Source organism: Pseudomonas sp. EL_65y_Pfl2_R96 (assembly GCF_963970905.1).
Classification (GTDB): domain Bacteria; phylum Pseudomonadota; class Gammaproteobacteria; order Pseudomonadales; family Pseudomonadaceae; genus Aquipseudomonas.
The window spans coordinates 221,603-246,411 of sequence record NZ_CAXAQH010000004.1 but is presented as its reverse complement, the minus strand read 5'-3'; the positions used below and the strand labels follow the sequence as shown (position 1 = coordinate 246,411).

General features: G+C 60.3%; 24 protein-coding genes. 11 read left to right on the top strand and 13 right to left on the bottom strand.

What is annotated here, in order from left to right; genetic code table 11:
* Positions 1-59: 59 nt before the first annotated feature.
* Complete coding sequence (locus AACY49_RS07060; protein ID WP_258698532.1) at positions 60-611, top strand: disulfide bond formation protein B; 552 nt, start codon at positions 60-62, stop codon at positions 609-611.
* A gap of 179 nt (positions 612-790) precedes the next feature.
* Positions 791-1,261 carry a sigma D regulator gene (gene rsd / locus AACY49_RS07055; protein WP_258698533.1) on the top strand — a complete coding sequence of 157 codons (471 nt, stop codon included), beginning with the start codon at positions 791-793 and terminating at the stop codon, positions 1,259-1,261.
* Between the two features lie 61 nt (positions 1,262-1,322).
* On the opposite strand, the gene AACY49_RS07050 is transcribed toward rsd, so the two are convergent.
* A complete protein-coding gene (locus AACY49_RS07050) occupies positions 1,323-1,988 on the bottom strand; it encodes an FKBP-type peptidyl-prolyl cis-trans isomerase (RefSeq protein ID WP_339522605.1) in 666 nt (221 codons plus the stop codon).
* A gap of 192 nt (positions 1,989-2,180) precedes the next feature.
* On the opposite strand from AACY49_RS07050, the gene AACY49_RS07045 reads away from it, so the two are divergent.
* Positions 2,181-3,308 (top strand): AlgP family protein, encoded by a 1,128-nt coding sequence (locus AACY49_RS07045; RefSeq protein WP_339522603.1) that lies wholly within the window; start codon positions 2,181-2,183, stop codon positions 3,306-3,308.
* Here AACY49_RS07045 and AACY49_RS07040 read toward each other — a convergent pair.
* Positions 3,305-3,769 (bottom strand): TIGR02444 family protein, encoded by a 465-nt coding sequence (locus tag AACY49_RS07040; RefSeq protein WP_339522601.1) that lies wholly within the window; start codon positions 3,767-3,769, stop codon positions 3,305-3,307. The two genes, AACY49_RS07045 and AACY49_RS07040, sit on opposite strands and share 4 nt — an antisense overlap.
* Positions 3,770-3,819: 50 nt before the next feature.
* Here AACY49_RS07040 and AACY49_RS07035 point away from each other — a divergent pair, with 50 nt between their 5' ends.
* The 3 genes from AACY49_RS07035 (at position 3,820) to AACY49_RS07025 (ending at position 7,157) form a co-directional block, all read left to right on the top strand.
* Positions 3,820-5,730 (top strand): ATP-binding cassette domain-containing protein, encoded by a 1,911-nt coding sequence (locus AACY49_RS07035; protein ID WP_320392940.1) that lies wholly within the window; start codon positions 3,820-3,822, stop codon positions 5,728-5,730.
* Positions 5,730-6,311 (top strand): mechanosensitive ion channel family protein, encoded by a 582-nt coding sequence (locus tag AACY49_RS07030; protein WP_339522597.1) that lies wholly within the window; start codon positions 5,730-5,732, stop codon positions 6,309-6,311. The genes AACY49_RS07035 and AACY49_RS07030 overlap by 1 nt, the downstream gene beginning before the upstream one ends.
* A gap of 213 nt (positions 6,312-6,524) precedes the next feature.
* A complete protein-coding gene (locus tag AACY49_RS07025) occupies positions 6,525-7,157 on the top strand; it encodes a LysE family transporter (protein WP_258698539.1) in 633 nt (210 codons plus the stop codon).
* Between the two features lie 79 nt (positions 7,158-7,236).
* Here AACY49_RS07025 and AACY49_RS07020 read toward each other — a convergent pair whose 3' ends face one another.
* The 5 genes from AACY49_RS07020 to AACY49_RS07000 all read right to left on the bottom strand — a co-directional run bounded on the left by AACY49_RS07020 (position 7,237) and on the right by AACY49_RS07000 (position 11,997).
* On the bottom strand, positions 7,237-7,980 hold the full coding sequence (locus AACY49_RS07020) for a penicillin-binding protein activator LpoB (protein WP_339522593.1): 744 nt from the start codon (positions 7,978-7,980) through the stop codon (positions 7,237-7,239).
* Positions 7,981-7,983: 3 nt separating this feature from the next.
* Positions 7,984-8,571, bottom strand: coding sequence for a penicillin-binding protein activator LpoB (lpoB, locus tag AACY49_RS07015; RefSeq protein ID WP_105340689.1), 588 nt, complete (start codon positions 8,569-8,571; stop codon positions 7,984-7,986).
* 39 nt (positions 8,572-8,610) lie between these two features.
* Positions 8,611-8,982, bottom strand: coding sequence for a YcfL family protein (locus AACY49_RS07010; RefSeq protein ID WP_223490503.1), 372 nt, complete (start codon positions 8,980-8,982; stop codon positions 8,611-8,613).
* 15 nt (positions 8,983-8,997) lie between these two features.
* Positions 8,998-10,392, bottom strand: coding sequence for a COG3014 family protein (locus tag AACY49_RS07005; RefSeq protein ID WP_339522589.1), 1,395 nt, complete (start codon positions 10,390-10,392; stop codon positions 8,998-9,000).
* Between the two features lie 207 nt (positions 10,393-10,599).
* A complete protein-coding gene (locus AACY49_RS07000) occupies positions 10,600-11,997 on the bottom strand; it encodes a COG3014 family protein (protein ID WP_339522587.1) in 1,398 nt (465 codons plus the stop codon).
* A 153-nt stretch (positions 11,998-12,150) separates the two neighbouring features.
* Here AACY49_RS07000 and AACY49_RS06995 point away from each other — a divergent pair, with 153 nt between their 5' ends.
* Positions 12,151-14,049: an FTR1 family protein gene (locus AACY49_RS06995; protein ID WP_339522585.1), complete on the top strand. Its 1,899-nt coding sequence runs from the start codon at positions 12,151-12,153 to the stop codon at positions 14,047-14,049.
* A 105-nt stretch (positions 14,050-14,154) separates the two neighbouring features.
* On the top strand, positions 14,155-14,610 hold the full coding sequence (locus AACY49_RS06990; protein WP_258698544.1) for a YaiI/YqxD family protein: 456 nt from the start codon (positions 14,155-14,157) through the stop codon (positions 14,608-14,610).
* 116 nt (positions 14,611-14,726) lie between these two features.
* On the opposite strand, the gene elbB is transcribed toward AACY49_RS06990, so the two are convergent.
* Positions 14,727-15,395, bottom strand: coding sequence for an isoprenoid biosynthesis glyoxalase ElbB (gene elbB, locus AACY49_RS06985; RefSeq protein ID WP_258698545.1), 669 nt, complete (start codon positions 15,393-15,395; stop codon positions 14,727-14,729).
* A 114-nt stretch (positions 15,396-15,509) separates the two neighbouring features.
* On the opposite strand from elbB, the gene AACY49_RS06980 reads away from it, so the two are divergent.
* Positions 15,510-16,757 carry a sterol desaturase family protein gene (locus AACY49_RS06980; RefSeq protein WP_339522582.1) on the top strand — a complete coding sequence of 416 codons (1,248 nt, stop codon included), beginning with the start codon at positions 15,510-15,512 and terminating at the stop codon, positions 16,755-16,757.
* On the opposite strand, the gene AACY49_RS06975 is transcribed toward AACY49_RS06980, so the two are convergent.
* Positions 16,738-17,370, bottom strand: a complete 633-nt coding sequence (locus tag AACY49_RS06975) for a DedA family protein (protein WP_339522578.1) — start codon at positions 17,368-17,370, stop codon at positions 16,738-16,740. The two genes, AACY49_RS06980 and AACY49_RS06975, sit on opposite strands and share 20 nt — an antisense overlap.
* Positions 17,371-17,571: 201 nt before the next feature.
* Between AACY49_RS06975 and hemB the strand changes: the two genes are divergently transcribed.
* Positions 17,572-18,585 carry a porphobilinogen synthase gene (hemB, locus tag AACY49_RS06970; protein ID WP_320392947.1) on the top strand — a complete coding sequence of 338 codons (1,014 nt, stop codon included), beginning with the start codon at positions 17,572-17,574 and terminating at the stop codon, positions 18,583-18,585.
* A gap of 18 nt (positions 18,586-18,603) precedes the next feature.
* Positions 18,604-20,826: a polyphosphate kinase 1 gene (ppk1, locus tag AACY49_RS06965; RefSeq protein ID WP_339522576.1), complete on the top strand. Its 2,223-nt coding sequence runs from the start codon at positions 18,604-18,606 to the stop codon at positions 20,824-20,826.
* A gap of 173 nt (positions 20,827-20,999) precedes the next feature.
* Here ppk1 and ppx read toward each other — a convergent pair whose 3' ends face one another.
* The 4 genes from ppx to AACY49_RS06945 all read right to left on the bottom strand — a co-directional run bounded on the left by ppx (position 21,000) and on the right by AACY49_RS06945 (position 24,799).
* On the bottom strand, positions 21,000-22,502 hold the full coding sequence (ppx, locus tag AACY49_RS06960; RefSeq protein WP_258698550.1) for an exopolyphosphatase: 1,503 nt from the start codon (positions 22,500-22,502) through the stop codon (positions 21,000-21,002).
* Positions 22,503-22,747: 245 nt separating this feature from the next.
* A complete protein-coding gene (locus AACY49_RS06955) occupies positions 22,748-23,485 on the bottom strand; it encodes an amino acid ABC transporter ATP-binding protein (RefSeq protein WP_320392949.1) in 738 nt (245 codons plus the stop codon).
* Complete coding sequence (locus AACY49_RS06950; protein ID WP_320392950.1) at positions 23,472-24,122, bottom strand: amino acid ABC transporter permease; 651 nt, start codon at positions 24,120-24,122, stop codon at positions 23,472-23,474. Before AACY49_RS06950 ends, AACY49_RS06955 begins: the two co-directional genes overlap by 14 nt.
* Entirely contained in the window at positions 24,119-24,799 is a 681-nt protein-coding gene (locus AACY49_RS06945) for an amino acid ABC transporter permease (RefSeq protein WP_258698553.1), read from the bottom strand. Before AACY49_RS06945 ends, AACY49_RS06950 begins: the two co-directional genes overlap by 4 nt.
* Between the last annotated feature and the right edge of the window lie 10 nt (positions 24,800-24,809).

Below are 24,809 nucleotides of genomic sequence, written 5' to 3'. Positions count from 1 at the left end.
GAAAGGCTGCCGTGCTTTCCTCTACCGTAACCGCTTGTCTCTACAGTTACGGAAAAGCCATGTCTTTGGCCTGCTCACGCTCCTTGTTTTTCATGGTTTTCATTGCAGGTGCCCTGGCCTTGGGCGTTTCCTATTACCTGGAATATTCGGTCGGCCTCAAGCCTTGCGGGTTGTGCCTGCTACAGCGGTTTTGCCTGGCGCTGCTCACGGGTATTTGTTTGACGGCTTCGGTGCAGGGGCCTGGCCGCTTCGGATCGTTCCTGTATTGGCTGCTGGGCCTGCTTTGCAGTCTGGCGGGTACCGTCACGGCGTGGCGGCAGGTCGTGTTGCAGAGTGATCCGGTGCATCAGTTATCGGCGTGCTCACCCAATCTGGCCGATCTATTCGCCAGTACGCCCTGGTTGTGTGTCGTGCAGCGAATGTTCAAGGGCACCGCCGACTGCGCGGAAATCTCCTGGACGCTGTTCGACCTGAGCATCCCGGAATGGAGCCTGCTGTTCTTCGTTGCGATGATGATCCTGGGCGGGTATCAGTTGCTGCGCCTTGTCTGGATCGCGTGTCAGCGACCGCTCGGCGGCGAGTCGTCGCACCGGGTACTGGCGGGCGATTAAACACTTGTATGAACTTTATCTCCTGCGTACCTTGAAGCCATAGGCGTGCGGGCATAATCTGGCCCGCACGTGTCATTGGAATTATGTTGCTCGTTGCTGTTCTGTCTGAGCCAAACCGGATATACCGAGTCTTGTTGCAGGTGTAGAACGGCATGACCCATTAGGGAAGAGAGATCGCCATGTTAGATAGTTGTCAGAATGCTCAGGAACGCTGGGGTGGGGTTCATAAGCTCATTGACCGCTGGCTACAGGAGCGTGAAGAGTTGGTAAAGGCGTTCCGCGACTTGCGAGATGCCAAACCGGCTTTTGCCGACAAGTCCTTGAACGGTCGGTTCTGCGAGATTCTTGTCGATTACGTTTCTGCCTGGCACTTCGAAGTGAGTGAGCATCTGGTCAATGAGGCCAAGGCCTTTGGTGACGATGGCGGTCTTGAGCTGGTTGAGCAGATCAACCCGCGTATCGACGTGAGCACCGAGATGGCTCTGTCCTTCAATGATCATTGTCACAAGGGTGACTGCAACGACACCGAGCGTTTCGCCGAAGCGCTGGAAAAGCTGGGCAGCCAACTGCGTGAACGCTTCGAGCTGGAAGATTGCCTGATCGAAGTGCTGCACACCGCCCACAAGGAAGAGAGTTCGGTTCAGGCCTGAACCCTTCTTGGCCAGAAACTGGAAACGGTGCGCAATGCGCACCGTTTTTCGTTTCCGGCATTCAGCTTGTCGCACCACGCAATTCGACTTCGAATACCAGCGGCGTGAACGGCGCGATCAAGTCGCCGGCACCGTCGGCGCCATAGGCTTGCGCCGATGGAATCACCAGGCGCCATTTCGCGCCGACCGGCATGTTTTGCAAGGCAGTGCGCCAGCCCGTGATCACACTATCAAGACTGAACCACTGCGGCTGGCTGTTCTGGTCGAACACTGTGCCGTCAGGCAAGCGACCGATATACAGCACCTGCACTTTGCCGTTCGGACCTGCCTTGGCGCCGGTGCCCGGCGCCAGCTCTGTCAGCAATATTCCATCCGCCAGTTCGCGAACCCCTGGTTTGGCTTTTTCTTCAGTGAGAAAACGCCGTTCCTTTTCGAGGGCGACTTCGCTTTGCGCGACTGCGGGTTGCTCGGCAGTCTGTGCTTCGTGCTCGGCAAGAATCTGTTCGATCCGCTCGTCTTTCAGTGCCAGCGGTTTACCTTGATAGGCTTGCTGCAAACCGTCGAGCAGCGCCTGAAGTTGCAGATCCGGAACCTCCTGGCGCAAGCGTTCGCCAAGGCTCGCACCCAGGCTGTAAGCGAGATCGTGAGCGTCATTCGTGGAGGTTTTTTCGGCGGCCTGAGCCATGGAAAAAAACACGCACAGCGATAAAAAAAGGTAGCGCGACATGGGCACTCTCCGACCTGAGATGCGCAGGATTATGCCAGTGTGAATGCGCTCGAAGGTGAACTGGTTTTGCGTAAGTGCAGAACATTTTTACTTCGTTGCAACGCAGCGCTTTCGATACTGTCAACATGCCCTAGCGGCGGTTGCAGCAGAGGTCTAGTATGAGCCGCATTCACGTCAGCCAGGAGGTAAACCATGTCGGCCACCAAGAAGCCAGTAAATACTCCGTTGCACTTACTCCAACAACTCTCGGGCAGCCTGCTCGAGCATTTGGAAAACGCTTGTTCCCAAGCCTTGGCTGATGCTGAAAAACTGCTCGCCAAACTGGAAAAGCAGCGCGGAAAAGCGCAGGAAAAACTGCACAAGTCTCGCACCAAATTGCAGGACGCTGCGGCGGCCGGCAAAGCCAAGGCACAAGCCAAGGCCAAAGAGGCGGTGAAAGAACTTGAGGACCTGCTCGACGCCCTCAAGAATCGTCAGTCCGAAACTCGCAGCTACATCCTGCAACTCAAACGCGACGCTCAAGAAAGCCTGAAACTGGCCCAGGGCGTCGGTCGTGTTCAAGAGGCTGTCGGCAAGGCGTTGTCCCTGCGTTCGGCCAAGCCTGCTGCGGCACCTGCGAAGAAAGCCGCTGCCAAACCGGCTGCTGCAAAAGCACCGGCCAAGCCTGTCGCCAAACCGGCTGCCAAAGCACCGGTAAAAGCCGCAGCAAAACCTGCGGCGAAAAAACCAGTCGCTGCCAGCGCTGCGAAACCAGCAGCTAAAACGGCGGCTGCCAAACCTGCCACCAAGCCAGCTGCTGCCAAAACAGCTGCTGCTAAACCTGCCGCTAAACCTGCTGCAAAAACCACCGCTGCCAAACCCGCCGTGGCGAAAACTGCAGCTGCAAAACCGGCCGCTAAACCTGCTGCAAAACCAGCAGCCAAAACTGCCGCCGTAAAACCAGCTGCCAAGCCAGCCGCCAAACCTGTCGCGGCTAAAACAGCTGCTGCCAAGCCTGCTGCAAAACCGGCGGCGAAACCCGCCGCTAAACCTGCTGCTGCCAAACCTGCCGTCGCTGCCAAGCCAGCCACTGCCGCCAAGCCAGCTGTAGCGAAACCAGCAGCCAAACCTGCCGCTGCCAAACCGGCTGTAAAACCTGCCGCCAAGCCAGCCGTGAAAAAACCAGTAGTTGCTGCGAAGCCGACTGCCGCACCTGCTGCCAAGCCAGCAACCCCGGCTCCGGCTGCGGCGGTCCCGGCAGCCACTACCTCGACAGCTTCGCCTGCGCCAACGCCAGCCGTGTCGTCGAGCACCAGCACCACCCCAACCAGCGCTTCCTAAGTGCCGGTTACCGCGACGCGCAGCTGATGCAGCGCGTCGCGGTCCAGGTTGGCGGCGCCTGCCGCCATACCTTCCAGCCAGGTCGAGAGATCGTTCGTCTCATCCTGCGGCCAGCCCTGCGCCAGTCGTTCCAGCCGCAACAACAGTTGCCGCTCGGCTTCCAGTTCCAGTGTTTTGACTTGCTCGCGCAACGTATTCAGTTCGGCGTCCTCCGCCGCGTCGGCTTTCCATTGCGTGCGCAACGCCCGTAGCGGTCGCACGACATCCGCGTCCCAAGGGGTGATCACATCGCGAAGCTGCTGCAATCGTTGTTCGTTACAGGCGACACCATGCTGTCCCAGCCACAACCCACAGAGCAGCAGGCACACGTTCACCCCCGCCGACTGCAATTGCAGGCAGGCGTCTTCAACGCCGGGACGGGCGTAAGTGTCGAGGGAAAAGCTCCACAGGTCAGAGGACATAGTGCTACTCGCGCCAGTTGCGAGCGAAGCTGGTAGACTCCGCCGCCATTATGATTCGACTTCAGAACCTGACTTTACAGCGTGGCCCGCAACGTCTGCTAGAAGACGCCGAGCTGACCCTGCACGCCGGCCACAAAGCCGGCCTCATCGGTGCCAACGGCGCCGGCAAATCGAGCCTGTTCGCCTTGCTTCGGGGCGAGCTGCACCCGGACTCGGGTGACTGCTTTCTGCCGGCCGACTGGCGCATCGCCCACATGCGCCAGGAGGTCGACACGCTCGAACGCCTGGCGGTCGACTACGTGCTCGATGGCGACCTGCGCCTGCGCCAGGTACAACATGACCTGGCGGCAGCCGAAGCGGCCCATGACGGTGCCGCTCAGGCCCGCCTGCACTCGGAACTCGACAGCGCCGACGGTTACACCGCCGATGCCCGGGCCCGCAAGCTGCTGGCCGGGCTTGGGTTTACCAATGAGCAAATGGATCGGCAAGTAGGAGATTTCTCCGGTGGCTGGCGGATGCGTCTGAATCTGGCGCAGGCTTTGATGTGCCCCTCGGACCTGTTGCTACTCGATGAGCCCACCAACCACTTGGATCTCGATGCCATCATCTGGCTCGAAGAATGGCTCAAAAGCTATCCCGGCACCTTATTGCTGATTTCCCACGACCGCGATTTCCTCGATGCCGTGGTCGATCACGTGGCCCACGTCGACCAACGCAAGATCACCCTGTATCGCGGTGGTTATACAGCGTTTGAGCGGGCCCGTGCCGAACGTCTGGCCCAGCAACAGCAGGCCTACGAGAAGCAACAGGCACAACGTGCGCACATGGAAAGCTACATCGCCCGCTTCAAGGCCCAGGCCACCAAGGCCCGTCAGGCCCAGAGCCGGATCAAGGCGCTGGAGCGGATGGAGGAACTGTCCGCCGCCCACGTCGATTCACCCTTCGACTTCGTCTTCCGCGAATCGCAGAAAATCTCCAGCCCGTTGATCGACCTGTCGGATGCGCGCCTGGGTTACGGCGACAAAACCGTGCTGGAGAAGGTCAAGCTGCAACTGACCCCCGGGGCGCGGATCGGTTTGCTCGGCCCTAACGGTGCGGGTAAATCGACCCTGATCAAAAACCTCTCCGGTGAACTCGAGCCATTGGCTGGCCGACTGACCCGGGGCGAGAACACCGTGGTCGGCTACTTCGCCCAGCATCAACTCGACTCCCTTGACTCCAAGGCCAGCCCGTTGCTGCATTTGCAGCGCCTGGCGCCAACCGAGCGTGAGCAGACCCTGCGCGATTTCCTTGGCGGTTTCGACTTCCGTGGGGCGCGCATCGATGAGCCGGTGCTGAATTTCTCCGGCGGTGAGAAGGCCCGTCTAGCCCTGGCGTTGATCGCCTGGGGGCGGCCGAACCTGTTGCTGCTCGACGAACCGACCAACCACCTGGACCTGGAAATGCGCCTGGCGCTGACCATGGCCTTGCAGGAATTCAGTGGCGCGGTACTGGTGGTCTCCCACGATCGTCATCTGCTCAAAAGCACCACCGATAATTTCTATCTGGTGGCCGACGGCAAGGTTGAGGAGTTCGACGGCGACCTGGAAGACTACACCCGTTGGCTGGTGGAATACCGTCAGCGCAATACGCCGGTCAGCAACACCCCGGTCAACCCGGACAAGACCGACAAGAAAGCTCAGCGCCAGGCCGCCGCCGCGTTGCGTCAGCAACTGGCACCGCACAAGCGCGAGGCCGACAAGCTCGAGGCCGAGCTGGGCAAACTGCACGAAAAACTGGCGAAAATCGACGCCAGCCTCGGTGACAGCGATATTTACGAGCCGGCGCGCAAGAACGAATTGCGTGATCTGCTGGCCGAACAGGCCAGGCTGAAGGTGCGTGAAGCCGAACTGGAAGAGGCCTGGATGGAAGCGCTCGAACTGCTCGAAAGCATGCAGGCGGAGCTGGAGGCGCTGTCTTGATGGAGGCCTTCAAGCTGCCGTTGCCGGCGATGTGGGTCGAGCCGATCTGGCTGGTCGTGCAAATCCTGCTGATCCTGCTGGCCGGTTATATCGCCCAGCGCGTCGTCGCTAAATGCCTGACTCGCCTGGGCGAGCGCTACCCGTTTCCGCCGCAGTTTTTGCTGCCGCTGCGCGGCGGTTTGCGCTGGCTGATCATGGGCAGTGCGCTGATTTTTGTGCTGGAACGCCTTGGGGTGTCGGCAACGGTGCTCTGGACGGCATTATCCGGTTTCGTTGCGGTGGCCGCCGTGGCGTTTTTCGCCATGTGGAGTGTGCTCTCCAACCTGTTGTGCGCGATCCTGATCTTCACCGTCGGCCCATTCCGTATCGGCGATGTGGTCGAGTTGGTGGACACTACCGACAAGCCGGGGGTCAAAGGCCGGGTGGTGGCGATCAATCTGCTCTACACCACGTTGATCGAAGCCGAAGAGCTCGGTACCGGCAACGCCATGGTGCAAGTGCCCAACAGCCTGTTCTTCCAGCGCTCGGTTCGACGCTGGCGCGGTACTGATGCATTCCCTTCGAACGGGTTCGAAAAGTAAGCCTTCTGTTGCCTGATACACCGCTTTCGCGAGCAAGCCCGCTCTTACCCTCAGTCTAATTCCTGCGCAAGACACAAGCGGGCTTGCTCGCGAAGGGGCCCTACTGCCGTAAACGCTGTTCGGCAGCCGCCACGTCCTATAAAAAATCGGTAGTCATCGGCCCAAAGGCGCATTAGCTTAGACGTCTGTCACGGGTCTGAGTCGAGGTGTGCAATGGTGCTTCAAACATGGCTGGCGTTTTTTGCCGCCTGCTGGGTGATCAGTCTTTCCCCCGGTGCCGGCGCCATTGCGTCGATGTCCAGCGGTTTGCGCTACGGTTTCTGGCGCGGTTACTGGAATGCCCTGGGCCTGCAACTGGGCCTGGCGTTGCAGATTGTGATCGTCGCTGCCGGTGTCGGCGCAATCCTCGCGGCCTCCGCCACTGCCTTTTACGTGATCAAATGGTTCGGCGTGGCCTACCTGGTCTACCTCGCGGTCAAACAATGGCGCGCGCTGCCTGGCGAGATGAGCGACGACGCTGCCATTCGGCAGATCGGCAAGCCGATGGCGCTGGTGTTCCGCGGTTTTCTGGTGAACGTCAGCAATCCCAAGGCCTTGGTGTTCATGCTTGCGGTGCTGCCGCAATTCATCGACCCCCACGAGCCGTTGGTAGCCCAGTACCTGATCCTCGGCGTGACCATGATCTGTGTCGATCTGATCGTCATGGCCGGCTACACCGGGCTGGCGGCCAAGGTCTTGCGTTTGTTGCGCACGCCCAAGCAGCAGAAACGCATGAGCCGTACCTTTGCCGGACTGTTCATCGGCGCGGCGGCGTTCATGGCAACCCTGCGCAAAGCGGCGGTATAAAACCTCAGGCACAAAAAAGGCGACCTATCGAGGTCGCCTTTTTTATGGTGGCTGGGCGCTTTTTGTGGCCAGCCTGAGATCAGCGCAGAATCACCGGTGCCGTATCCCGCGGCAGGTTGTTGCGCAGTGGCGCTTGCCCTGGTTGCTCGTAGCCACCGCCACCGAGCTGTTGGCTCAGTTGCGCGGCCACGTCTTCACCCAGCGCCTTGGACACGTCACGCACCACCCGTGGGCGGTTCAGGGAAACCCGGATGTCCCGGCCATTCACCAGTTTGGTGTCCTGACCTTCGCCCATCGCCGTGAAGGCCGAGGTGATCTCAAAGGTCTTGGTGTTGATCAGGCTGAAGTCTGCCACCAGCGTCAGCCCCAGCACCGCCGAATAGCTGTCGGTGTTGGCCAGCTCGTTCATGTCGCGGGTGAAGTCGATGTCGGACACGGTGCCGAACAGCACGTAGTCGGCACCCTTGAAGCTACCGGCCTTGATGCGCTTGATCACGTCATATACGTCACCTTTGGACGATGCTGTGTAAGGCGTGCCCTGCACCAGCTGAAACATGCCGGTGCGCAGAATCTCGCCCTTGATGTCGCCGGTGAATTTGCGTAACTCACCTTGCTCGATGTAGCTGCTGGTTGCTTCGTACTCTTCGTAACTGGACGAACCACTGGCGCCGTAATAGCTCTGGCTGTGGTTGCTCTGGGCCGAAATAGTGTGGACGTATTGCTCCACCCGTTCCTGATAGGCCAGGTCAGCCACTGCGACTTTCGGGGCCGCTTGCACGCTGAACGCGCAAGCCAGGGCCATCATGCCAATCCATGTGCGCATCGATTAACGCTCCGTGGTTTTGCGGATCTCTTTTTCGTCCATCCACTCGGCCAGACCGCTCTCAACGTCGATCAATTGCAGGCTGAATTTGTAGAAGACGTCCTTGTAGTCGCTGCTGCGCTTGACGATCGAGCTGATCGAACCTTCAAGACGGTATTGGGCGGCGATCATGTTGCCAGTCTTGGCCACAGTGCTCTTCTTGTACAGGCCGCTCTGGTTTTGCAGCTTGAGCTGGTCGACCTGGCTCTGCATGGCGGTGTTGTCGCTGGCAAAACGGGCCACGCCGGTTTTCATCAGCTGGGTCTTGATGCTGGTGGTGATTTCGCGGGTATCGATGTACTCGCTGGTCTTGTTCTTCACGTCGTAGACCTGAACCACCGGACGGCCTTGCAGAATGCCGGACTGGGCCAGGGAGCGGGTCATGGATTCGGCGATCATCTGCAAGTCGGTGGAGCCGAACTCGTTGGTCACGGTTTCCACAGCCTTGGTGTCGCCGTAGCTGATGTTTTTACTGCCCAGCGTCGGCGAAGTGTTGGCGCAACCACTGGCCAGGAGGGCGATGACGGCGATGAATGAAAAGCGTGCAAACATGGGAATGCTCTCTAGAACTGAACGAATAGGGTGTCGAGCTTAAGGCGTTTTGATTTCGAGACGGAAATCCACGGCTTTGGCGGTTGGCGCAATGGCCTGAATGAAACTGGTCTGCTCGCCGTACATCATCTGGCTTTTCCAGGTCTCTTCTTCTGCAACCGGGAAACCTTCAGGGCCGAGCCAGGCAAAACGGTAGTAGAAGGTCTTGTTGTTGTAGCTGGTGTTGCTCAGCTGCACATTGACCGTCATGAAGCCGTTTTCCCGGGCCACGCGCATGGCGCCGACCACGATGTTCTTGAGCTTGCCCATGGCCACGACCTTGCTGGCAGCGCTGCCTGGTTCCGGTGGTGGCGGGGTGGCGCAGCCGGCCAGCAAGGCCAGGGCGACGACAGCGATGAGTTTGAAGCGCATGCAAAGACTCCGTTCTTAAGGTTGTTTGAGGCTGGCCACGGCGGTCGGGTTGGCGCTCGGGATCACGTGAGCGGCCAGGCCGCTGGCGAATACCTGATTGCCCACGGCGCGAAGGCTGATGACCTGATAGCGCTGATCCACAGTGACCTTGACCACTGAGCCGCCCACGGCGCTCGGCAGGGTGACTTGGTGCTCGCCTTTCTTCAAGCGCAGACGCACTACTTGAGTGTTGTCCGGCAGGGTGCGCCACGTACGGGTATCGGCACCTTCGAGCACGGCTGAAGAGATACCGACTGCAAGACCCGCCAGCGGGTTGGTTTCGTTGATCTGCTTCTGTGCCACGCCACGGGTGATCGCCCGCACGGTGGTGCGCAGGATGATCCCCGGCATGTCGTCACGCAATGCGCGGCGGGACATGGCGGTGGTGCTGTTGAGTTGAGTCAGGTTCAGTTGCTGACCGTCCACGCCGATCTGGGCAAAGGTGGCGGTGGAGGTATCCGGTTTGATGATCGGGAACGACAGCGGCGTGATCACCACGTTGTTGCTGATCGGCAACGGCAGCGGAATGCGGATCGAGTCGCGGGACGGCGCCAGACCGCTTTGCACGACGATCAGGATGTCGCTGTCCTCGTCCTTGGCGGGTTTGTCGAGATTCACCAGCGCCTGTTCCAGCAGCGGCGTGTTCGGGCGCAGCTCGGCGGCCTTGCGATAGCCCGGTGCGGCCAGGTCTTTCTCGCCCAGGGCTTCATACACGAAACCGGCCAGGTAATGGCTGAACGCACTCTGGTAGCTGTTTTTCAGGCTGACCACGTCCGGCGCGTCGAGGCTGGCCACCGGATAACCCTGAAGATCCTTGTACTGGGTTTTGACGCCTTCTTTCTCGGCCTGCTCTTCGCTCTTGAGGTATTCCTTGTCGCGCAAGTCGGCGATCACTGCTTCACGTTCGTGGGTCTTCTTGATTGCGGTGCGCGCGCCGTCGAAGTCATTCACCGCCAGCAGGTTGAGGGCCATCTGCGTGGTCAGCATGACTTTTTCGTAGTCGTAGCCTTCGTAGCGACGGACCTTGTCGTTGACCAGAAAACTGCCGAACTGGGCCAGGTACTTGTCGGCGTCGAGCTTGACCGAGTCTTCCCACTTGCCCACCACCTGATCGGCGCTGGTCCAGGCGTTCTGGCTGCCGGACAAATCGCCCTTGGCGCGCAGCAGTTCACCCTTCTCGAAGTAATAGAGCAGGTCTTTGTCGGCGCCGGTGTTGTTCTTTTCCAGCAGGGTCAAGGCGGCATCGACGTTGCCGGCAGCCAGTTGCTGGTTGGTTTGTGCCAGTTCGGAGTCGTAGTTACGAAAAGCCGAGCAGCCGGAGAGCAAGGTGACAGCACTGAGCGCGATCGAGGTAAGGGCGCGGGAGGCCATAGGGGGTACTTCTTCCCTGAGTTAAGCAGCCGCGCGTGCTGGTCGGGCTGTTGGGACCTATCGGCAGGGCTGTTGGTATCCTGCCAATTCCTCATAAAAAGAGGAGCTTAAATGCCATATCGAAATAACGAAGGCGCGGCATTATAAACAGGGATGCTGGCTATGTAATGGCTTTTTAATTACATGTTTTCACAACTGTGCCATTGCTTATTTCTGGCCTGATACCGGCGCTGGCGAGGTTTGCACATAAGCCCTTCCGACGACGAATGTCACGGTGTTTATTGTGCGCAGGTTGATGACTTGAAAGTCGCGGTCGATGCGCAGGGTAACCGGTGCGGTGCCGGGCGCGTTCGGCGCGTTGAACAGGTGTTCACCTTTTTTCAGCCGCAGACGCGCGACCAGGGTTTTGTCCGGCAGGGTGCGCCACGTGCGGGTGTCGGCCTCCTCGAATGGGTCCTCGCGGGTGACCACCAGCGATGCTTTGGCCGGGTTGCGTTCGTTTTCCTCGGCCTGGCCGATAGCCGCCATGTTGGCGCGGAACATGGCCCGCGAGATGATGGCGGGCATGTCATCACGCAAGGTGCGCAAAGCCATGTCGGTGACGCTGTTGAGTGCGGTCAGCGGCCGTTTGCGACCATCGACGATGATGTGGTCGAACGCTGGCGTGATGGTGTCCTGGATCATCACCGGGAAAGAAATCGGGGCAACGATCACCAGGTTTTCGTTCAGCCGTACCGGAATCGGCACGCGCACCGAGCTGCGTGCCGGCGCCAGGCCGCTTTGGACGATGATTAACACATCACTTTCATCGGCTTTTGCCGGCGGCTTGTCTAGATTGCGCAGCGCCTGCTCGAGAAACGGCAGGTTCGGGCGCAATTCAATTGCCTGGCGATAGCCCGGCGCGGCGAGATCGCGTTCGCCGAGGGCTTCGTAGGTGAAGCCAGCCAGGTAATGACTGAAAGCACTCTGATAGCCGTTCTTCAGTTCGATGACGGCCGGCGCATCGAGCGTGGTCACCGGGTAGCCCTGCAGATCCTTGTAGCGCACGGTAATGCCCTGGGCCTTGGCCTGCTCCTCGAGCTCTTCGTACTGCCGCTCGCGCTGACGGGCAATCAGCGCTTCGCGTTCGTGGGTTTTCTTGATGTCGGCGCGGGCGCCGTCGAAGTCATTCGCAGCTAATTGGTTGAGGGCCATTTGCGTGGTCAACATGACTTTTTCGTAGTCGTAACCTTCATAGCGACGCAGTTTGTCATTGACCAGCAGGGTGCCCATTTCATTGCCAAACCGTGTGAGCAGTTTCATGGCGCCGGAGGGCACCGCTTCTTCGCGCTGGAACACCATCTGGTCGGCGCTGCGCCAGGCTTTCTGGCTCTGCGGCAGCGCACTGGCGACACTAAGGATGGCGCCTTTCTCGAAGTAATAGAGCAGATCCTTGTCTTCCCAGGGATTGTGCAACTCCACCAGGTCCAGCGCACCCTGGAGGTTACCCACCAATAGTTGGTCGTTGGTCTGTTGCATTTCCTGATCATAATTTCGGTACGCGGCACATCCACTCAGTTGCAGGGCGAGACTCAGCAGCAGCGAGAAAAACAGGCAGGTGCGCATGGACGATGATTCTTCCCTGATCGGATACCGCGAAGAGATAGCAATTTGCCGCCGAATGTACACGCCGTTGCGCGGGAAATACCAACAAAGCTTGAGCGAAACTCATTGGAAGTGAACAATGTGTTACTTCGTATTTCCATTTGAGATTTATTCATGACTGGCTCCTCTCGTTTTCTGGCGTGGCTCATGCTGCCGATGATCGCGTTCTGCAGCTTCAATGCGCTGGCCGAAACCGCAGAGGATGCGCCCAAGGCCCTGCATTTGCTCGATTACATCGCCGCCGATTACCCGGCGGCGGTCGAGGGTGGCAAGGTTATTGATGAGGCTGAGTATCTCGAACAGCAGGCGTTTCTGGGGTCGCTGCAAGGGTTGATCGCCGATTTGCCGGCCAAACCCGAACGTGCCGAACTGGAGCAGGGCGTCAACGGCCTGCGCACCGCGATCGCCGCTCGCAAGGACAGCGCGGACGTCGCCCGTCAGGCGCGGCAACTGGGGGCAAAGCTGGCAGTGACCTATGAAGTCAGCCAGGCCCCGGTCATCACCCCGGACCCGACCCGCGGCGCGCCGCTGTATGCCCAGCAATGCTCGGTGTGCCATGGCGATGCGGGCGCCGGTGACGGCCCGGCGGGCGTCGGCATGACACCACCGCCGACCAATCTGCGCGATGCCGCGCGACTGGACCGTCTGAGCCTCTACGCGATCTACAACACGCTGGGCATGGGCGTCGAAGGCACCGACATGCCGGCCTTCGCCGATCAGCTGGATGATCGTCAGCGTTGGGACCTGGCGACCTATATCGCTAGCTTCAGCGCCGATCCGGCTGCGGCAAAATCCGAGAAAACCTACAACATCGCTGACCTGGCACGTCAGACGCCAGCCGAAGTGCAGGCCGCCGAAGGTCCGCAAGCGGCCGCGACCTTCCGGGCGCAACGGGCGCAACCGCCGCAGGTCAAGCGTGGCCCGGGGCAACTGCTGGAATACACGGCTGCCACGTTGGACAAGAGCATCGCCGCCTACCGTGCCGGCGATCACGACCAGGCCTACGACCTGTCGGTGGCGGCGTACCTGGAAGGCTTCGAACTGGTCGAAAGCTCCCTGGACAACGTCGACGCCAATGTGCGCAAAGACACCGAGAAGTCCCTGATGGCTTACCGTCAGTCGTTGCAGGACGGCTTGCCGGTGGCCCAGGCCGAGCAGCGTCTGGAGGTGGCCAAGGCCAAGTTGAAAGAGTCCGCTGGCCTGCTTGGTAGCGATGGCTTGAGCTGGTCGCTGAGCTATATTTCCGGTCTGTTGATTCTGTTGCGCGAAGGTCTGGAAGCGATTCTGGTGCTCGCGGCGATCCTCGCGTTCCTGCGCAATACCGGCCAGCAATCGGCGGTGCGCAGCGTCAATATCGGTTGGGGCCTGGCGCTGCTGGCCGGGCTGGCGACCTGGGCGGTGGCGGCGTATGTGATCGACGTCAGCGGGGCCCAGCGTGAACTACTGGAAGGTGCCACGGCGCTGTTTGCCAGCGTCATGGTGCTCTGGCTCGGCGTTTGGATGCACGACCGTCGCCACGCAGCGGCCTGGCAGGATTACATCAAGAGCAGTCTGGTCAGTGGTGGCGGACGTTTCGGGTTTGCGATCCTGGCGTTCTTCTCGGTGTATCGCGAGCTGTTCGAAGTGATCCTGTTTTACGAAACCCTGTGGTTGCAGGCCGGGCCTGCTGGGCATAACGCCGTACTGGCTGGCGGGGCGACGGCGCTGGTTATGCTGGTCGGTCTGGCCTGGGTGATTCTGCGCGGCTCGGCGAAACTTCCGCTGGCGTTGTTCTTCGGCATCAATGCCGGGCTGCTGTGCGCGTTGTCGGTGGTGTTTGCCGGCCATGGCGTGAAGGCGTTGCAGGAAGCCGGGATCTTCGGCACGCGGCCGGTACCGTTTTTTGACTTCGACTGGCTGGGGATCCACGCTGATGCGTATTCGCTGAGTGCTCAGGCCGTGGCGATCATTGCGATCATCGTGCTGTACAGCCGTAGCCGGATGGCCGAGAAGCGGCGTCTGCCGGTTTCTTAAAAGCATTCGCTGCGCTCACAATCGCGAGCAGGCTCGCTCCCACAGGATTGCGTATAACCTGTGGGAGCGAGCCTGCTCGCGATTTTTTTGGAAGAGGAAAACACTATGCGCGTGTGGATCGATGCCGACGCCTGCCCAAGGGCAGCCAAGGATCTGGTGGTGAAATTCGCCCTCAAGCGTCAGTTCGAAGTGGTGATGGTGGCCGGGCAGCCGCAGATCAAGCCGGGCCTCGCCCTGGTGAAGCTGATCGTGGTGCCCAGCGGCCCGGATGCCGCCGACGATTACCTGGTGGAACACGCGGTGCCGGGGGAGTTGGTGATTTGCAGCGATGTACCGCTGGCGGACCGGCTGGTGAAGAAGGGTGTTGCGGCGCTGGATCCACGGGGCAAGGAGTTCGATGCGCAGAACATGGGCGATCGGCTGGCGGTGCGTAACCTGTTCACCGACCTGCGCGAGCAGGGTCAGATGAGCGGCGGGCCGGCGCCGTTCGGCGACCGCGAGAAGCAGGCGTTCGCCAATGCGCTGGACCGGATACTTACGCGGTTGTCCCGCAGGTCTTAAGCAAGACGGTGGACCCTGTGGGAGCGAGCCTGCTCGCGATGGGGTCGGCACGCTCAACATTGATGTTGACGGTTAGACCGCTATCGCGAGCAGGCTCGCTCCCACATTAAACAGTGTTACTCGTCGTTTTCATGGGTCAGTTCCAGTACGCGGTCGACCAGTTTGTTGATGCCGGAAGCCGCCTCGCTGATCGATTGCGCCAGCATATAGGCCGGGGTACTCACCAGCTTGCGTGCTTTATCTTCGATGATATCGGTTACCGCACACTCGGCATGGGTGGCGCCCATTTTGTTCACCGCGGCGGCGGTATCGGCGTCGTTACCGATGGTGCAGGTCACGCCCGGGCCGTAGATTTTTGCCGCCAGGGCCGGCGAGATGCAGATCAGCCCCACCGGTTTGCCAGCCTCGGCGAACGCTTCGGTCAACGCCAGGACGTCAGGTTGAACGCTGCATCCGGCGCCTTCGACGGCAAAGCTCGACAGGTTCTTGGCCGCCCCGAAACCGCCGGGAACGATCAGCGCATCGAAATCTTCGACGTCCGCTTCACGGATATCCTTGATGTTGCCCCGGGCGATACGCGCCGATTCCACCAGCACGTTGCGCGATTCGGGCATTTCTTCGCCGGTCAGGTGGTTGATCACATGCAACTGCGCGATATCGGGTGCGAAACACTGCACCTGGGCACCGCGCTGGTCCAGCCGCAGCAGGGTGATCACGCTTTCGTGGATCTCGGCGCCGTCGTACACGCCACAGCCGGAAAGGATCACTGCAATTTTTTTGCTCATGGGCTTTTCTCCAGGTTCATGGCGTTAAATGTCCACTAATTTGTCACTCGTTGCCATAGGGTTAATTCGCGGCTACACCTAATCTCTGCTGAACGATTCCGATCAGGTCGCGTCATGAACTTCATTCTGTATGCGGTGCCGTTTTTCTTTGTGCTGATTGCGGTCGAATTGCTGGCCGACCGTTGGCGCGGGGCGAGCAATTACCGCGTGGCAGACGCGATCAACAGCCTCAGTACCGGCGTGCTGTCGACCACCACGGGCCTGTTGACCAAGGGCGTCGGGCTGGTGACTTATGCCTTCGCCCTGGAGCACCTGGCCGTGATCGAACTGTCGGCCGACAGTGTCTGGGTCTGGGTGTTCGCTTTCGTCTTCTATGACTTCTGCTACTACTGGCTGCATCGAATGGGCCACGAGCGCAACATCCTCTGGGCTGCCCATTCGGTGCATCACCAGAGCGAGGACTACAACCTCTCCACCGCCTTGCGCCAGACCAGCACCGGGTTTCTGCTGAGCTGGATTTTCTACCTGCCCCTGGCCGTGCTCGGCGTGCCGCTGCTGGTGTTTGTCAGCGTTGCGGCGCTGAACCTGCTGTACCAATTCTGGGTGCATACCCGGCACATTCCCAAGCTCGGCTGGTTCGAGTGGTTCTTCGTCACGCCGTCCAATCATCGGGCTCACCATGCACAGAACGCCCTCTACATGGATCGTAACTATGGCGGGGTGTTCATTATTTGGGACCGTCTGTTCGGCTCGTTCCAGGAAGAGGACGACAACGAACCGGTGATTTTCGGCGTGACCACGTCGCTGGCGAGCTGGAATCCGTTGTGGGCGAACGTGCAGTTCTATGCGCAGTTGTGGGATGACGCCCGGCGAGCCGAGCGCGGGTGGGACAAGCTGCGGATCTGGTTCATGCGCACCGGGTGGCGGCCGGCGGATGTGGCGGCCAAATACCCGATGAACAAGCCGGACCTAGCTCGGTTCCGCAAATTCGAGGTGCCGCTGGATGGGCGCCAGCAGTGGTATGTGGCGCTGCAATTCTGCGTTTACATCGCCTTGGGCAGTTACTTGATGAATTTGGAGCAGAGCCTGCCGACCGCAGCCCTGGTGTTGGGCTGGGGCGCCGTGGCGTTGGGGTTGTTTGTGTTGGGCGCGGCCCTGGAGAATCGCCCGCAGGCACTGAAACTGGAGCTGTTGCGGCTGGCGTCGAACCTGCCGCTGGTATGGCTGGCACCGATGGTCGGGCTATGGCCGGGCGGTGTGGTGGGAAGCGCGGCGGGCTGGGTGGTGCTGCTCAGTTACAGCCTGCTCAGCGGCATCGGTCTCTACTGTTGTAGAAACCGTGTCACTCGATGGGCGTCGTAGGTTCGTTGGACTTGGCCTGTTCGGCTTTCAGCGCCTGCTCGTCGGCGTAGACCTTCTTCGCCAGACGGGCATTCTTGAAGCGCCGCCGCAGCCATAGGAAAAAGCCCAGGACCAGCAGGGCGCCCAGCACCCACAGCTCGTACTTCTTGACGCTGCCCAGCATGCCTTCGAGCACCGCGCCGAAGTGATACGCGGCAGCGGCCAGTGCGGCGGCCCAGATCGCCGCGCCAATCCCGTTGAGTAGCAGATAGCGTCCTGGCGGATAGCCCGACAGACCGATCGCCACCGGCATCACGGTGCGCAAGCCATAGACAAAGCGGAAGCTCAGCACCCAGATGTCCGGGTGCTTGCGGATATGTTCCAGTGCCCGATCGCCCATCAGTTGCCAGCGCGGTTTGCGTGCCAGCAATTTGCGCCCGTGCTTGCGCCCCAGGAAGTACCACAGCTGATCGCCGGCATAACTGCCGAAGAACGCCACGACCACCACCAGATTGATGTCCATGTATCCGCGGAACGCGAGGAAGCCTGCGAGTACCAGAATGGTTTCGCCTTCGAAAAACGTGCCGAGGAATAGGGCAAAGTAGCCGAAGTCATGCAGAAATTGTTGGAGCATTGTCTGGGTGCTGGCGAAATGAACGCGCAGCCTAACCCTTCGTGCACATTCATGAAAGTGTCCAAATGTGTCTCGACGTGAACATTTCCTACAAGGACAATGGAATGCGGCTCCAGGGGTGCACATAACTGTCATGCGTTCGTCATAATGGCCGCTTATAACTGTCACGCTCGCCCGCCAGCGCGGGCTCAGGAGTCTGCCGTGAGCTTTACCCCCGCCAACCGTTTGTTTCCTGCAACCCGCCTGCGTCGCAATCGCCGTGATGATTTTTCGCGTCGACTGGTCCGTGAAAACGTTCTGACCGTCGACGATCTGATCCTGCCGGTGTTTGTGCTGGACGGTGAAAACCGTCGCGAAGCGGTGGCCTCGATGCCGGGCGTCGAACGCCTGACCATCGATCTGTTGCTCGAAGAGGCCGCCAAGTGGGTCGAGCTGGGGATTCCGGCATTGGCACTGTTCCCGGTGACGCCACCGGAGCTCAAATCCCTGGACGCCGCCGAAGCCTGGAACCCCAACGGCATCGCCCAGCGTGCTACTCGTGCCTTGCGCGCGCGGTTCCCTGAACTGGGTGTGATCACCGACGTCGCCCTGGACCCGTTCACCACCCACGGTCAGGACGGCATTCTCGACGAAGAAGGCTACGTGCAGAACGACATCACCGTCGACGCACTGGTCAAACAGGCCCTGTCCCACGCCGAAGCCGGTGCCCAGGTGGTGGCCCCGTCGGACATGATGGACGGCCGCATTCAGGGGATTCGCGAAGCGCTGGAGCTGGCCGGCCACGTCAATGTGCGGATCATGGCCTACTCGGCCAAGTACGCCAGTGCCTATTACGGCCCATTCCGCGATGCGGTGGGTTCGGCGCTGAACCTGGGCAAGGCCAACAAGGCCTCCTATCAAATGGACCCGGCCAACAGCAACGAAGCCCTGCACGAAGTGGCGGCGGACTTGTCAGAAGGCGCGGACATGGTCATGGTCAAGCCAGGCATGCCGTATCTGGACATCCTTTACCGGGTCAAGGAAACGTTCAAAGTGCCGACCTTTGTCTATCAGGTCAGCGGTGAATACGCCATGCACATGGCGGCGATCCAGAATGGCTGGTTGAGCGAAGGGGTTATTCTCGAATCCCTGACCGCTTTTAAACGTGCAGGCGCTGATGGCATCCTGACTTACTTTGCCGTCCGTGCCGCTCAATTGTTACGAGAGCAAAAATAGCCCTCCCAGGAACATTCGATGAATACCGAAGGACTCACTGAAGTTGCCGTAAAAGACGCTCAACCTTTGGTGGAGCAAATCGCCGAAACCCCGCCGGAGCTGGAGCCAGCTCCACCGGCGGTGGTGGCCGAGCCGGTTGTTGCGGCGCCAGCGATTGCCATTCCCGGTCTGGATGACAGCAGCCTGTACATCCATCGCGAGCTCTCGCAACTGCAGTTCAACATCCGCGTGCTGGAACAGGCGCTGGATGAGTCCTACCCATTGCTGGAGCGGCTGAAGTTTCTGTTGATCTTCTCCAGCAACCTGGACGAGTTCTTCGAGATTCGTGTGGCCGGCCTGAAGAAACAAATTACCTTTGCCCGCGAACAGGCCGGTGCCGATGGCCTGCAACCGCACCAGGCCCTGGCCCGTATCAGCGAGTTGGTGCACGGTCACGTCGACCGTCAATACGCGATCCTCAACGACATTCTGTTGCCGGAACTGGAAAAACATCAGGTCCGCTTCATTCGTCGCCGCTACTGGACCACCAAGCTCAAGACCTGGGTTCGCCGTTATTTCCGCGACGAGATCGCGCCGATCATCACCCCGATCGGCCTCGACCCGACGCACCCGTTCCCGTTGCTGGTGAACAAGAGCCTGAACTTCATCGTCGAGCTCGAAGGCATCGACGCCTTCGGTCGCGATTCCGGTCTGGCGATTATTCCTGCACCGCGTCTGCTGCCGCGGATCATCAAGGTGCCGGAAGAAGTCGGTGGCCCAGGCGACAACTACGTGTTCCTGTCGTCGATGATCCACGCCCACGCCGATGACCTGTTCCAGGGCATGAAGGTCAAGGGCTGCTACCAGTTCCGCCTGACCCGCAACGCCGACCTCGCGGTCGATACCGAAGACGTGGAAGACCTGGCCCGCGCGCTGCGCGGCGAGTTGTTCTCCCGTCGCTACGGTGACGCGGTGCGGCTGGAAGTGGCTGACACCTGCCCGAAACACCTGTCCGATTACCTGCTCAAGCAGTTCAACCTGCAGGAGACCGAGCTGTATCAGGTCAACGGTCCGGTCAACCTGACCCGGCTGTTCAGCATCACCGGCCTGGACAGTCACCCGGAGCTGCAATACACGCCGTTTACTCCGCAGATCCCGAAACTGCTGCAAAACAGCGAGAACATTTTCAGCGTGATCAGCAAGCAGGACATCCTGCTGCTGCACCCGTTCGAGTCGTTCACCCCGGTGGTCGACTTGCTGCGCCAGGCGGCCAAGGATCCGCACGTGTTGGCGGTTCGCCAGACGTTGTATCGCAGCGGCGCCAACTCGGAAATCGTCGATGCGCTGGTGGACGCGGCGCGTAACGGCAAGGAAGTGACGGCGGTGATCGAATTGCGCGCGCGGTTCGACGAAGAATCCAACCTGCAACTGGCCAGCCGTCTGCAAGCGGCCGGTGCGGTGGTGATTTATGGCGTGGTGGGCTTCAAGACCCACGCCAAGATGATGCTGATCTTGCGTCGTGAGGCTGGCGAGATTGTCCGTTACGCCCACTTGGGGACCGGCAACTACCACGCGGCCAACGCCCGCCTGTACACCGACTACAGCCTGCTGACCTCCGACGATGCCTTGTGCGAAGACGTCGGCAAACTGTTCAGCCAGTTGATTGGCATGGGTAAAACCCTGCGCATGAAGAAACTGCTGCACGCGCCGTTCACGTTGAAGAAGGGCATGCTCGACATGATTGCCCGGGAGACTCAGTTCGCTCTGGACGGCAAACCGGCGCACATCATCGCCAAGTTCAACTCGCTGACCGATCCGAAGATCATCCGCGCGTTGTACAAGGCCAGCCAGTCCGGGGTGCGCATCGATCTGGTGGTGCGTGGCATGTGCTGCCTGCGGCCGGGCATCGCCGGGGTCTCGCACAACATCCACGTGCGCTCGATCATCGGTCGCTTCCTGGAACACACCCGGGTCTTCTACTTCCTCAATGGCGGTGAAGAGCAGATGTTCCTGTCCAGTGCCGACTGGATGGAGCGCAACCTCGACAAGCGCGTCGAGACTTGCTTCCCGGTTGAAGGCAAGAAGCTGATTTTGCGGGTCAAGAAAGAGCTGGAGCTTTATCTCACCGATAACACTCACAGCTGGAGCCTGCAGTCGGACGGTCGCTACGTGCGCAATACGCCGACCGGCAACCAGAACCCGCGCAGTGCCCAGGCAACGTTGCTTGAGCGTTTGGGCAGTCCGATTCTGGCTGTTCGTTAACGTAGATTCGGTTGATACAAAAAAGGGCGATCCGCATGGATCGCCCTTTTTTACCCCGCCCGAGCGGTGAATGACTTGTGGCGAGGGAGCTTGCTCCCGTTGGACTGCGCAGCAGTCCCTCTTTTTGGGGCCGCTTCGCAGCCCAGCGGGAGCAAGCTCCCTCGCCACAGAGTTTAGCGAACGTTCAGCACAAAGCTGACGCGGGTCAGCCATTCCGCTTCGAGGGCGAAGTCGGCCTGGGTCAGCTGGTTGTCGTCCAGCCAGTGTTCCGGGAACAACACGTCCAGGCTATGGCCGTTGACGCGCAACACGACCTGAGGCATTTCCTGGGTGCCGCGGATGTGGTGAAACAGGATCGCAAAGCGCAGCAGCACGCACAGACGAATCAGCTTGATGCCGTCGTCGCCGAATTCGGCGAACTTGTCCTTGGGAATGTTGCGTCGGTGGCCCCGCACCAGCAGCGCGAGCATTTGCTGGTCTTCGCGGGAGAATCCGGCCAGGTCCGAGTGCTCGATCAGGTAGGCGCCGTGCTTGTGGTACTGATAGTGTGCGATGTCCAGGCCCACTTCATGGACCTTGGCCGCCCAGCTCAGCAGCTCGCGCCAGACGCCGTCATCCAGCTCCCAATCCTCAGCCACTTGATCGAAGGCATGCAGCGCCTTGCGTTCGACTCGTGCCGCTTGTTCGAGGTCGACGTGATAACGCTCCATCAACGAGCTGAGCGTGCGCTCACGGACGTCTTCGTGATGATGACGGCCCAGCAGATCATAGAGCACGCCTTCGCGCAGGGCGCCTTCACAGTGGTCCATGCGTTGCAGCTCGAGGGCATCGAAGATCGCTTCGAGAATCGCCAGGCCAGCGGGGAAGATCGCCCGGCGGTCGGGCTTGATGCCTTCGAAGTCGATTTTCTCGACATCGCCGAGTTTGATCAGCTTGCGCTTGAGCCAGGCCAGGCCTTCGGCATTCACCTCGCCAGTGCCATGCCCGCCGGCCTTCAGCGCCAGGCCAATGGCGCGAATGGTACCCGAGGAGCCGATGGCTTCATCCCAGGTCAGGCGGTGCAGGGCGTGTTCGATGCTCATGATCTCCAGCCGCGCCGCGGTGTACGCCTGGGCGTAGCGGGCCGGGGTGATCTTGCCGTCCTTGAAATAACGTTGGGTGTAGCTGACGCAACCCATTTGCAGGCTTTCACGCAGCAATGGTTCGAAGCGCTGGCCGATGATGAATTCGGTACTGCCGCCGCCGATGTCGGCCACCAGGCGTTTGCCCGGGGTATCGGCGAGGGTGTGGGAGACGCCGAGGTAAATCAGGCGCGCTTCTTCACGGCCGGAGATGACTTCTACCGGATGGCCGAGGATTTCTTCGGCGCGGTGGATGAATTCGCCGCGGTTACGGGCTTCGCGCAGGGCGTTGGTGCCGACGATCCGTACGGTGCCGGGTGGCATACCGTTGATCAGTTGGGCAAAACGCTTCAGGCAATCGAGCCCGCGCTGCATCGATTCTTCGCTGAGTTGACGTTCTTCGTCGATGCCGGCGGCCAGCTGAACCTTCTCCCCGAGACGCTCGAGAATCCGGATTTCGCCGTTCTGGGCCTTGGCCACGACCATGTGAAAGCTGTTGGAGCCCAGGTCGATGGCGGCGATCAGGGACAGATTCTTGACTTGGGGTAGCGGCATGGTCAGGGGTCTCGGTCGATAACCCCGACATCGTGCCACGATCAAACGCTCGCGCCAACGCGCAGGAGCTGCCGAAGGCTGCGATCTTTTACCACGGGTGGCATTCGTGGGCGTTGCAGAAGGCCTCTTCGCGGGCAAGCCCGCTCCCACAGGTTTTTGCGTCGAACACATGATCGCGTTCCAACAGAGAACCCTGTGGGAGCGGGCTTGCCCGCGAAGGCGGCCTTAAAGGCACTGAATATCCTTCAGCCCGCCGCTTCCACCGTCCCAATGAAATTCGCCAACTCCGCCGTCTGCGGGTTGGCAAACAGAATCTTCGGATCCCCCACCTCATGCACTTTGCCCTGGTGCATGAACACCAACTTGTCCCCAACCTCGCGGGCAAAGCGCATTTCATGGGTGACCATGATCAGCGTCATGCCTTCCTTGGCCAGTTGCCGGACCACGCTCAACACTTCGTTGACCAGTTCCGGGTCCAGGGCCGAGGTAATTTCATCGCACAACAAGACTTTCGGCGACATGGCCAGCGCCCGGGCGATTGCCACGCGCTGTTGCTGGCCGCCGGAGAGTCGATCCGGGAAGGCGTCGAATTTCTCCCCCAGCCCGACCCGCTCCAGCATCTCTCGCGCCAGTTCGGCGGCTCTGGCTTTTGGCACTTTCTGCACCACTTGCGGCGCGAGCATGACGTTCTCGCCGACGGTCAGGTGCGGGAACAGGTTGAACTGCTGGAACACCATCCCGACTTTCTGCCGCAGGCTGCGCAGGTCGGCGCGGGCGGCGTCGAGGTATTCGCCGTCGACTTCGATCACGCCGTCATTGATCGACTCCAGGCCATTGAGGGTGCGCAACAAGGTGGATTTTCCCGAGCCGCTGCGGCCGATGATCGCCACGACCTGGCCTTCTTCGACACTCAGGTCGATGCCTTTGAGCACATGGTGGTCGCCGTAATATTTATGCAGGGCGGAAATTCTAAGCAGAGGCATGCAGTCTCCTTTCCAGGTAGCGCGCACTGAGGGACAAGGGGTAGCAGAGCAGGAAGTAACCGAGGGCGACGAGGCCGTAAACCATGAACGGCTCGAAGGTCGCGTTGGCGAGCATGCCGCCGGTTTTGGTCAGTTCGGTGAAGCCGATGATCGAGGTGACGGCGGTGCCTTTGACCACTTGCACCGAAAAGCCCACGGTTGGCGCCACGGCGATGCGCAGGGCTTGCGGCAGGATCACGTAACGCAATTGCTCCAGCGGGTTGAGCGCCAGGCTCGACGAGGCTTCCCACTGGCCGTTGGGGATCGAGTCGACGCAACCACGCCAGATCTCCGCCAGGTAGGCGCTGGTGAACAGCGTCAACGCAATCGCCGCCGCCATCCACGGTGAAATTTCCACGCCGGCCAATGCCACGCCGAAGAACACCAGAAACAGCTGCATCAACAGCGGCGTGCCCTGGAACAGTTCGATGTAGGTGCGGGCGAAGTGGCTGGGCAGGGATTTTTTTGAAATCCGCATCACCATGATCAGCAGGCCGATCACCCCGCCGCCGATAAACGCCACCAGCGACAACGCCAGGGTCCATTGCAGGCCCGTGAGCAGGTTGCGCAGGATGTCCCAGAAGGTAAAGTCGCTCATTGACTGGTCCTTACGCTGCTTCTTGATATAAACCGGCGGCCGATCCAGTTCAGCAATTGGCGGATCAACAGCGCCATGCACAGGTAGATCAGCGTGGTCAGGGCATAGGTTTCAAAGGCGCGAAAGTTGCGCGATTGAATGAAGTTGGCGGCGAAGCTCAACTCTTCGGTGGCGATCTGCGAACAGACCGCCGAGCCGAGCATGACGATGATGATCTGGCTGCTCAGGGCCGGCCAGACCTTGCCCAGCGCCGGCAGCAGAACCACGTGGCGGAAGGCTTCGAGGCGAGTCATCGCCAAGGCAGCCGCGGCTTCCAGCTGCCCACGGGGGATCGCCTGAATGCCGGCGCGGATGATCTCGGTCGAATAGGCGCCCAGGTTGATCACCATCGCCAGCACCGCCGCCTGCCATTCGGAAATCTGCAGGCCCAGCGACGGTAAACCGAAGAAGATGAAAAACAACTGCACCAGGAAGGGCGTGTTGCGGATCAACTCGACGTAGACCCCGAAAATGCCGGCAAACGGGCGGATGTTCCACGCCCGCACCAGCGCCCCGACGATGCCTACGCTCACCCCGAGTAACGCGCCGATGGCCGTCAGTTCAAGGGTGAACAGCGCACCGCGTAGCAGCAGATCGGTGTTTTCCACCACTGGCAAGAAATCGAACTGATAAGCCATAAGTCGTCTC